Consider the following 9,981-nt stretch of genomic DNA (forward strand, 5'->3'; position numbering starts at 1 on the left):
TAGCACACTCTTTCAGAAAAGGGGAGAAGAACATCCCGAAGGAATTTGCAAAAAAGAAGGCTTTTTATGCGGAGATAAAATGATAATTTACAGTATTCAAAAAACAACGCAAATGCTCGCTCGTCATCGGTTGATCAGTTTTCCAATAAAACAATACCACCGCATTTGGAATGTCGTTCAATGCCCATTCGTCGCGATACACTCGATACGTTTCCCCTCCCACGGTCACGAGGTGGGTATCGGAAACATTGATGTAAAGGGCAAATTCTTTGGCGGATGGACGAATTCCTTGTGGATACAGGATGCTGTTGGTTTCAATGCTGCGATGACATACCATCCTTTCGTTAGGCACGTTTCAATGAGCGATTTCGATGTATACCAAGAATCTAACAGAACATAGACACGGTGATTCCCCCCATGGAGCGATTGGATCATTTGGCGTGCGAGAGCGATTTTACTAATTTCGTAACGGGCAAAGGCATAAGGGAACGCACGATGAGCACAACGCCTCACCATCCAGACTACCTGATGCCCCATACGAATTTGCTTCAATGTATGAAAAATGATGATCACACCCTTCAATAGGAGACTTAGCCTGTAACGAGGGCTTTGTCTTTTGGCAAATCGTATCATCAATCATCAGGAAAACCGGCTCATTCGTTTGTTTCGCTACTCGATGAATCTGTTTACGAACGTATTGTTGTATGACTTGAAGGAGTCGCATTTCGTCCCACACACCTTTATGCAAAAAATGGTTTATGTTGTTCGGTGCCTCGGATGATGGACTTAACTCGTGAAGATCGGTCCAGTGTACCAGAGAACCCTTTTGTCATCATTCTATCAATGACATGAACGAGATGGTTCATTACTGACTTCTAATAAAAAACCAATCCAAGAGAAGATAACGTATTGTAAATGTCTTGATGATGTACTAATCTATCCATACGAGAGACATGAACCTCCTTGTTTGGGTAGTTTGGTAGCACATCTATTCTAACCAAGGAATCGGTTCATGTCTCTTTTTATGTTTATTTGTAAATTTATGTTAGTAAATTTGCTCAAGTACAGTTATATAGAAGATTTGGTAACGAAGTCGAACAAATCAAATTTGATAAAATTAACGATAGCATTAGTTGCTGGAGTAATTGCAATGAATGCTATTTAGGGGATTTCAGCCAGCGTTAGCTCTGCACTTGGGGCTTGGATATTAGTTTCTACCTTTGGAATAGCTTCTATAGGAACAACCATCGCATCTTTATATGGTAAAGCTGTAACAAATGCAACATTGACATGGTTTGGAGTTGGAGCAACTATAGCAACTGAAGGTGGTATGGCTGCCGGAACAGCTGTATTAGGTGGTATCATTGCCATTATAACAGGCATATTTTAGTCATATACAAACTAGAAAAAAAATCAAAGAAATCGAGAAACAGATGATATAGAGGTGACAAAATGATTAGGAAAAAAATTAATATTGATGTTGTTTCTACAACATGGACTATGAATGGGAAAAGTCCACCTATAAGTTTAGCTAAACTATCTGGAAAAAAAGACATTAATATACTTTTAGTAATGATTCATATTGCAATTCGAACACGTCCTCCTTTGAGTTATGGCTTCACTCTAGGAGATATATGGGCGTGGTTAAGATATTTTCCGGCCATATCTACTACTACAGAGCTAAGATTGAAACCTGAATGGGAGGAAATTGATTCACACCAGAAAACTATATTGAGTGATGATTGGGGAGTTGGCTTTTCATCATGTGTTCTAACAGAAGCTTTAAACCTAATTGAAATAATCCCAACTAATTACTTAGTAAGTCATTCTCCTTACTTTTCATTAGGTTCAGCAGGAGGGAAAACTGGACCAAGAAAATCACCTGATTTTATTGGAGTCGATAGAAGCGGGAGATTCCATATATTCGAGTGTAAAGGAACACAATCTAGTATAGACTCTATGAGAAGGCAATTTGAGACTGGCCGAATACAAAAGAATAATGTAAATGATCCTTGTAGTCTTATTGATCAAAGGCTTGTTGTAGGACTTTTTGTTCCACAATACAGAAATCCAGAAGAAGCGTTGTTAAGAATCGAAGATCCTGAATTTGAAATAGATTTAGGACATATCGAAAACGAAGATTTAATAAAAACTATTTTAATAGGGAACTTAGCTACTTATTTTCATTTGCTTGGTTTTCCTAAAATTGCAAATGCAATTGCACTTAATAAGAGACTAGAAGATAAATTTGAAAAGAGAACTAGGGAAGAAATCGAATCTCTTTCAAGTGTATTTATTGACCAAAAAGAATACAAATTAACAAAAATGATATTTAAAATTGATTATTCTGATCAAGATAATAGTGAAAATTCATTATATGGGCTAGAAGTCAAATTTGGAATTGAAAAATCTGTAGTTGAAAATATATTTCATGTAGATGTTTATTCAGAATATATTGATGAAATTTATAATCACTTTGAAGATATTCAAACATGGAAAATTAATGAGTATGAGTCCGGCATAAGTGTTATTACACCATTGGGACTATATGCTGAAATAAACATCATCTATTAGTACATTAATGAATGTAAATTAGAACAAACAAAATTGGTTCGTACGTAATCTTGGTAATTGGTGAACAGTCCTGTCACTGTTCGCCACTATCTCAGTGTATTGATAAAATCGTTTAAATCTTTCTTTAGATTGAGAAAGGGAAAACGACTTTTTCAGCCTTCCTTCCTCGCTCATCCACAAGTCAGACATAATACCTTTTTCTCAATATCCATCCCAACAACCTGCTTTTAATCAGCGACTTAAATTAATGTTCTTTTTTAAGAAATGTAAAATGTATAGTCCTCCTTGATACCCAAATTAAGAGCAATTCACCGATTGTACCACTCTGATTCATTCTGATTCATATCGAGAGTTTTTTATCCGAAGTCTTTCCAAAAAGGAGTCAGTCAAGACTTTGTGGGAACTTTTTTGATTCGCTGAAAACAGATGTAAGTCATAGGTTAGCGAACCTTTTTTTGAATTTCATCCGTAAGCGCTTTCGGACTCTCATACCTTGCCATGATGGACGAATATGTATACCTTTTTTTACCACCCCTTGAGTTCAGACAGGGCATGATAGATTGGTGTCCCGGACGATTGCTGTAAATATGGCACGTTATTCCGCGTTACCTCCGGAAGAAGACGGCGGACATGTTGTTTCGCCTTGTTCACGATCGTTTGTTTGGTGGATGCCGTTTCCCTCCGCCGGATGCGACGATTCTTCTCCCCAACGACGTCCGAAAAGACGAATCCCATCCATCCGGGCGATCATCGCCTGGAAAAACGCTCTGAGCCCCTTGTCTGTCCAACTGCGGCGGTATTTCACCCGATACGCCAATTGGCCCATCACGCTTTCGGCGCGTCCCATCGGATACATGCCCATGGGGTCGACTCCTTGCTCCTTCAGCCATTCCCGGTAATCGCGGATACATCCCGGCATCGATTCGATCCGGTGGATCAAGGCAGCCAGCTGTTGTTCTTTCGCTTCGTCCCCCAGCGTGCCGAGGGCGCTGTTCAGTTCCACAAGCAGCTTCTCTTCATCCTGCTTCGCCAGCTTTTGCCGAATCGCCTGCCACCGTGGATGGCCCGAGAGGCATTGGCGCAACTCACGCGCCACGTGGAATCGATCCAATTGGAAGCAGACCCGTCCCTTGAAATACTCCCGGCACGCGGTAATCCATGGAGCGCCGTCCCCGTTGATGACAAGAAGATCCCGGTAAGGATCATAGGCATATTCATTCATCAAAAATTCCTCGAAGCCTTCCCACACCTCCCCTTTGCCCTCATGGACGTAATGGCGCTGATTCACGAATTCGATGTGTGAGCCGTTGCGCTTCCACCCTTCGTGAACGATCAGGATCTTGTCTTCCTTGGCCCGTTTTCCCTTCCCTTGGCGAGAAACAAACAGTCCATCGGCCTCCACAAACAGCACCCGTCCATATCGCTGGTCAACCGGACAGTGCAGCGGAGCTTCGGCTTCGAGCACCAACTGGCGGATCGCCTCATGGCTCATCACCGGATACCCGACCATCTGGGCAAGCGTACAAGCCGCTTTGCGATAAGAAGAGCACTCCACAGCCAATCCCACCGCTTTTTCTTCTAGACAAGGGCTGATTGACTGTGATCCATCAAACGCTATAAAGGAGTCAAGCAAAAACGTGTAACGGTTTTGTTCTCGGTCTAAATAGTAGTTTCGCTCAAAGGTAACTTCGCCAAACAGGGTTTGAATCGTGGTGCGTCATTTGTCTTTCAAGTGGTACCGGCGCTTGTCCCGGGTTTCCGCCAATTGTCGGTCGATGTCCTCCAACAAAGCCGTAAACAGCTCGGCGAAGGCGTTTTGCAGGGATCGAAACAAATCTCCATGTCAACGTATTTGTGGTAAGATGTTGTTGAATCTTCATGGGACTCTCTCCTCTTGTTTGATGGTGTGGCAATAATCATCTTACCAGGGAGAGAGTCCTTTTTTCATGTTTCCTGCTTGGGATCCTACCGCGCTTCGCTTGGCGGCCCCGATGAGGGGGGATTACGAACCTATGTTCCCAATTCCCTCATCGGGGAACTTCTTAGAATTTCTTCCACAAACATTTTACTCACACTCCAAAAAGTATTCTAACAGGAATGCCCCTATAAACGCTCCCCCTATTGAATAAGCACTTAAAAAAGGAATGAAAGAGGAGAGTTCTCAAAAAAGCGACTTTTTCAAAGGCAACAAAGGAATCATTAAAAGGACCAGGTTTCCTTCAAAAACCTAGCCCTCCCCCATCATCTTCCAAATTTCCTTAAACACTTTCGATGGCTGTTTACGCAGTTCCTCAAGCTTCACGATTTTTCTTACATTCTCTTTCTCTTTCGTGATAGCCAAGATATTTTGATCATAGTCAAGATTTAGCACGATGTCTTTGATTCGATACGCTTTTATTTTCGAAGCTTTGTCCAAGTACCTGTCATCCAAATCAAACCGGATTCGATCCGATAGTCGTCGCAGTATTCTCCACAAGGTGACTTCTTCGTTCGATTTCATGAAAAGCTCTGGCAATTCTTTCGCATCTTTTAAGGTATTTAAGGTTGTCATTGTGTAGACAGAAATTCCATAGCCAACGGGTTTAATAATTTCTTTGAGAAAATGCCAGCTTTCGATTTCGAATTTGACATATTCTTCTGCACTGTTTTTCGGTAATTCGGTGATTTCATATCTTTTCACAAATTGGACGTCGGTTATTTTTCCGTAGCACGTCACACCGTTTGTCGGTGCAGCTCCTTTTTTCGGATAAAGGGCAACATATTTAGCTTCTTGCCAGCCTTTATTAAGACGTTTGACAGGGATGTGGTAAAATCGATGCTGAAGATGCACCCGATAGTTTTCTTCTCTTGGGACCATACCGACAAGGACCTTTTCCTCAAGAGAAGATTGCCATTCCTCGATCGTTCCTCTTGGGAGGATTCCTTCCTTTTGTAATTCTTCAGGATTTTTTTCAATTAGTCGTTCGATCAGTTGTTCTACTAAGCGTGTAGCATTTGGTAAAAACGGCAAGCCGCCGATATTGACTTCATTGATGCTTTTATAAAGCTTGTGCTCTTGATAGCTGTCTTCATCCCACCAAGGAAATAAAACGTAAGCGCCAAAAGCGGTTCGTTCGTATGGTCCTTGGTGGCGGACAACTAGTGAATCTCGATAACGGTGCATCGTATTTATATCTTCTTCTGTTGGTCCTGGAAGCTGATAGTTTCGATGATAGCTGCTCCCTTCCATCGCAAAATCGATACGGTATTTTGCATCAAATATATAATTGTATGTGTAATCCTTTCCCTTCTTTTCGATCAATAGCATTGTATCCGGGATTTGCGGGATGGTTGGTAATTTCCCTTCGTATTTTTGATACGTTAAAATAATTTTTTCACCTGTGTACGGATGTTTATATATTCGTGTAGCTGAAGCATTTTTCTCCAGGTTGACAAATAAACCGTTTCGATTGACACGAATAATATCCTGACTTACTAACTTGTATTTTTTATCTAAGATTTGACCTAATTTCAAAAACGTCCAATATTCGTAAAGGGTCGCGACATCTTTGACGGACATTTGATACAGTTTTCCATGCAGTGCAAGACCTCTTGTCACTAATAAATAAATTTGAAAGGCATCGCGATAGCCAGGAGCCATTTGCAATACAAGGCTCATGACAGAGCGATCGAGTATCCCGATCGTTTTCCAAAAGAAACTATTTACTTTCTTTTCTAATTCTCTTTTCATGTTTGAAAGCTTTTCGATTAGATCCTGATCAGGCTCAACCTCATAGCGCTTGTTTTTTGAATGTATTTTTTCTAGTAAATCCGCTAATTTATCGATTAATCGGTTCATCATCCATTTGACAAAACGATTTTCCAACGTATCAAACGTGAGATCTTTTTTGATTTTTAATCCGGAAACAGGCATGACGAGACGGTCATGGATCGCAATACCATTGGGCACATCTCGAAAAAGCTGCGAACGTTTTCGCAAATAATGTCTTCCTTTTTGATCGAGACGTCCTAATTGATCCCCTCTCGCCTTGACATGAGTTTTTACAAGCTGGTGGTGAGGCTGCTGTTCGATTCGTTTGATCGCTTGAATAAAAGAGTGAAAATGAACGTCCATTAAGCGAAAAAATTCACTTCTAGATGGGGCTCCCTCCAGCTTTACTTTGGCCCGCTGATACGTTTTTTTGATAAAGTGAAAGGCGAGATTATAAATTTCATCGTTTACTTCTTGTAATAGTTTGAGATAATCTTCTTTGTAATTTAATTTCGTTGGAAAAATTTCAATTGTGACCTCTAACACAGTTTTGTTTTCATTTCTAATTTCAAAGGTTGATAGCCCCACTTCATTTTGAAACTGGAGATTTCCCATTAACACATAGGATTGTCCGATCTTTACTTTGTCTACCGCTCTTCTTAAAGAAGGATGTTCATGATAAAAAGACAATTCTGTATCGACTTTCGGAGAGACGATGACTTGGTAAATTCCGTTTTCAAAAAAGATTGGCCGATGATACGACCAGTCGACTAATGTTTGTTGATCTACATCAAATACTTTTACTTCTTGAATGCCTTCCCCATCGACCGAAAATTCCATTTGTTCGTGAACATCCATGTTTCGATATTGCTTCAGGCCTTGATACCGCTCATGATAAGGCTTCCCTTTCATAACGAGTGTTAACAGCTCAGTTTCAATGTGGACTAGCTCTACATCCTCATGAGCTAATCCAGAAGGACGTAAAGCCATCGTCCGTTAACCTCCTTAACATTTCTAAAATTTTGTCTGCACTTTTCGGATATTTGGCATAGGAAAAATTGGCTAGATCTTCGTAATTCTCATGTAATTCAGCACCTGTACAAAACATATACAGCTGTTCCAATGCCCGTTGTACCCTCGTATCACTTCCAGAAATTCTCGGTAAGACTTTTTGAAGAAGACAGTGATCAAACGCATTTTTATATGTCATCAAATTTCCTTCTTCAGCATAGGCAAGGTAAAAACAAATTTCGTCCCGCACACGGTAACCAACATGAGCCCCAAGTGGCTGCAAGTACTGATTCACTTGTACAAGCTCATTCGTTGCTTGCTCAACGATATGTGGATACTCCTGATAAACATCTTTTAAATGCAAATATTTCGCAGAAAAAGCTTGATCCTTTAATGTAATTGGATGAACTTCCTCGAGCTCTTTTAAAAATTCAAGATGTGACAAGTCCACACGATTAAACTCAATCGTATTTGCCCGATCTAACACCTTTTTACTAAATGGATGAGTAGTTTCGTCCATATTAACCGTTCCGATGATATAAACGTTTGATGGAAAGGTGACCTCTCTTCTCGCTACCTCTTTGGAAAGAAGGTTCGAGGACACAATTTTTCCATTCTCCCACCTTCTACTTTCCATTACACTTAAAACATCGCTAAAGTAATACTCGACACGCGCTAAATTCATTTCATCTAACAAAACAAAATATGGATATTCTGGATTTTGTTCCGCCGCGAGTACTACTTTTGTAAGGGGACCTGGTCGAAACTCTCCTTTAATGTCTTCATACCCTAACAAATCTGACCCATCGTTCCAATCGGGTCGAACAGGGATTAACGTAAATCTTCCATTTTTTTCGGTGGCTCCCACACTTTCTGCTAACCATTGAACAATTTTCGTTTTCCCAGTGCCTGAAATCCCCGAAAGAATGACAAACGGCTTTGTTTTTAATGATAAAAATAGATTGATCACTTCTTCTTTTGTGTAGTAAAAGCCTTTACTAGAAATATAGGAATGGATGTGGTGAGTGATTTGTTCGGATGTTAATGCTTTTTCTTCCTCTTGAATTGGAATGTTGATTATCTCTATGAGTTCTTTTGGGAAATGATTTTTAAATTTTCCTAAAAGTTTTCCTACAAATTCTTCTGATACTTCAAAAAAGTAGCCTTGTTTAACATTTCCGTTCCGATCAAATGGTCCGGTTTCATTCAAACGCCACTCTTCTGGAATCTCTTCTTTTTTAATAGGTGAGATTAAATCATAATATGTTAATCGAACAAGATTTCCTTCTTCTTCCCAATTTCCAGAGGATATTTCCTTAGGCTTTGGAAGCTCTTCTGCTTCTCTTTCAACAATTCCAACTGCTTTAATTTCTCCAGTCGAATAGGCAAATACTATATCCCCTACTTTTGCATAAACGAGATTTCGATGATGTGCAAAAATGGTCCCACTTTTTGTTTGTTTTGGCGCCCACAAATAGCCGCCTTCTTTTTCCTCTTTATGTGTTTGACCTTGGTTAACCCACCAATATTTCAAACTTTTTCTCTCCTCATTTTGATTTATCCAATATAAATACCAATCCAATTCAATAAAATCAGCTGCATGTAAGGTTTCCTTCAAATGAGCGATATCTTTTTGGAAAGCTTCTAATGTGTCTGGTGAAAATCCTAGCTTTTTCAAGGCTTTAATAGATTGAGAATTATAGATGGCAAATTCATCTGGATGAAATACCATGACGAGACCTGTTGCAATATTTTCACCAAATCCCTTTATATCTACCAAATTTTTAACCTTCTCCAAAGGTGTTAGATCGGTTCTATTTAATATTTCAACAGCGTTATTGATTAACTGTTCTTTTTCTTGATCGGTCAATTTTAATTGAGCACCAAAAACTCTAGTTGCTGTGCCCCAGATAGAATTACCACGATATATTAATTGTTTCTTTTCTAATTGTTCGTTTAATTTCTTTAATGTATCTAAATCCTTGTTATGTATCATGTTAAATACGTTAACTTTCGAGTCATTTAAGACTGCATAACCGATATTCCAAACTTCCTCGTTAAATTGTTGTAAGGAAATATTGTTTTTTCCATTTAATAACTCTTTCAGCTGTTTCGCACGGTATCTTCTTAGCTTAATAAAAAAGCTATGGAAAATATTTTGTTTAAAATCTTTAAAATTCAACAATTCATTTTCAGGATTTTGTTGGATTAAGTTCCATTCATCATCAACAATTCCCACGGCTTTCAACCAATTTAACAAATTCGTTGTTCGCTCTTTTGCGACGGAATCAACCATGAGATTTTCTCCACGTGAGTTACGAACTATTAACTTTCCTAACTCAACAAGTATTGCTTTTTTTCTCGTTTTTATCAACACTACTTAATAGTTTCAGAACCTCCAATACGGTTTTGTTGTAAGGATGTTTTACCATTTGTTTTTTTATCACTTCATATTTATCTTCCGAATTGATATATTCATGAAAAAGCGTTTCATTTTTTTCATTTTCATCATTTAGGAAGCCTAGTAGCCTTAAATCTTGTCTCGCTCTTTATAATGCTCCCATAAGGTGAGACACATGAGCGTGATAAATAAGTTATAATGATACCATGAAAAAAAGAAACCGATATACCGCAGAATTTAAAGC

The 9,981-nt window shown here is 39.2% G+C and carries 5 protein-coding genes and 1 pseudogene; 2 read left to right on the forward strand and 4 right to left on the reverse strand.

Translation table 11 applies throughout. The annotated features are described in order from the left end of the window. Window positions 1-400, forward strand: a 400-nt coding sequence (locus FB379_RS18625) for a hypothetical protein (protein WP_206752141.1), incomplete at its 5' end; no start/stop codon positions are given. Between the two features lie 761 nt (window positions 401-1,161). On the opposite strand, the gene FB379_RS17735 is transcribed toward FB379_RS18625, so the two are convergent. Beyond that, window positions 1,162-1,365, reverse strand: a complete 204-nt coding sequence (locus tag FB379_RS17735) for a hypothetical protein (RefSeq protein WP_144598533.1) — start codon at window positions 1,363-1,365, stop codon at window positions 1,162-1,164. Between the two features lie 87 nt (window positions 1,366-1,452). On the opposite strand from FB379_RS17735, the gene FB379_RS17740 reads away from it, so the two are divergent. Beyond that, window positions 1,453-2,574, forward strand: a complete 1,122-nt coding sequence (locus FB379_RS17740) for a hypothetical protein (RefSeq protein ID WP_144598534.1) — start codon at window positions 1,453-1,455, stop codon at window positions 2,572-2,574. A 525-nt stretch (window positions 2,575-3,099) separates the two neighbouring features. Here FB379_RS17740 and FB379_RS17745 read toward each other — a convergent pair. From FB379_RS17745 to FB379_RS18885, 3 genes and pseudogenes are all read right to left on the reverse strand, one after another. Next, window positions 3,100-4,454, reverse strand: a pseudogene (locus FB379_RS17745) (ISLre2 family transposase). Between the two features lie 347 nt (window positions 4,455-4,801). After that, window positions 4,802-7,315, reverse strand: coding sequence for a restriction endonuclease-like protein (locus FB379_RS17750; RefSeq protein ID WP_144598535.1), 2,514 nt, complete (start codon window positions 7,313-7,315; stop codon window positions 4,802-4,804). Further along, window positions 7,284-9,632, reverse strand: a complete 2,349-nt coding sequence (locus FB379_RS18885) for an McrB family protein (protein WP_242009366.1) — start codon at window positions 9,630-9,632, stop codon at window positions 7,284-7,286. Before FB379_RS18885 ends, FB379_RS17750 begins: the two co-directional genes overlap by 32 nt. Window positions 9,633-9,981: the final 349 nt, after the last annotated feature.

The sequence above is a fragment of the Aeribacillus composti genome (assembly GCF_007827555.1).
GTDB classification, from domain to species: Bacteria; Bacillota; Bacilli; order Bacillales; family Aeribacillaceae; genus Aeribacillus; species Aeribacillus composti.